This window comes from Alcanivorax sp. HI0083 (assembly GCF_001635175.1).
Genome location: NZ_LWFX01000116.1, coordinates 1 through 1,014 on the forward strand (window position 1 = coordinate 1; position 1,014 = coordinate 1,014).

The 1,014-nt window shown below is 47.4% G+C and carries 2 protein-coding genes; both read right to left on the bottom strand.

Features of this window, described 5'->3' with window-relative positions; genetic code table 11:
- Positions 1-464, bottom strand: a 464-nt coding sequence (locus A3754_RS26385; RefSeq protein WP_156496665.1) for a DUF6160 family protein, incomplete at its 3' end; no start/stop codon positions are given.
- The coding region (locus tag A3754_RS26945; protein ID WP_197468355.1) for a hypothetical protein at positions 464-1,014 on the bottom strand (551 nt) is incomplete at its 5' end. The genes A3754_RS26945 and A3754_RS26385, both read right to left, overlap by 1 nt.

The window sequence follows — 1,014 nt, forward strand, 5'->3', positions numbered from 1 at the left end:
GCATCCAGCATCAAACCATTAACAGCCAGAGAAGCCCAGCCCGCTTTCCAAACCAGCCACTCCCCTTTACAGCTGCCAGCCCCATCGCAACCGCCACCACCAGGCAAATTCCAGTTTGTTGCAGAATAAATTCCGGAAGCCCCAGCATCACCGCGATTTGCAAGCTGCCATGCCAGACGACAGTTCATGTTGCCCAAGTCAGAAGGTCCACCACAAGAAGATAGGCCTTGCCCTGTGGTGGAAGGATCGTCAGTTCTAACGGAGTTATAGTAGTACTCTATAGAAACCATGACGCCTTCTTGACCTGTTATAGCTCCCATTTCCTGCTCTTCCAATGCCTCCATTGCATGGCCTAGGACAGGAAAAGCCAAACTTGTCGACATCAAAACAGCCGTTAGAACGCCCAGCAATGCTGTATGTAAAAATTTTCTACGAACAAAGATAGCATCAGGATCGATCTTCATTAGTTTCCGGCCCCCAACGATGTGATTTTCATATGCTGGATTAGCATACCCTCGATGCGTGAAATACCAAGGTTGGTCACCGTGTTTGTCGGTGCTGTCACGGCAGCATTCGTACCGCCTACAAAATATATTCCGTTTGTCGCGTCATTGGGCCCAGGCAACCCTGCACCAGTACCAATATCGACCCCACTCCAATCACCCCAGCGAACATAGCCATGAGTATCAGGGTTAGGATCAGCTATCGAATCATCCGATGCCAAGTCACAAATTCCTCCCTGCTCCTTGCAATAGAAATGATTATAAACATTTGAAACATCTGGAATTCGAGTCAGTTCAATCGAAAAGTTGCCATTCTGAACAGGATTGGCAAGTTCGTTTCCATTTTCATCGTATCTACTAACGCCACTAAAAGTCAGCGCCTGATAATGAAGGGTCCCCAAAGGAATGAAGGCATCCACATTCCTGAAATACATTCCTTCCTGATTATTGAAATTCGGAACATAATGAAGCTGATCAGGTGAGCCACCTGCTTGCCGAACGGAAAAACGAA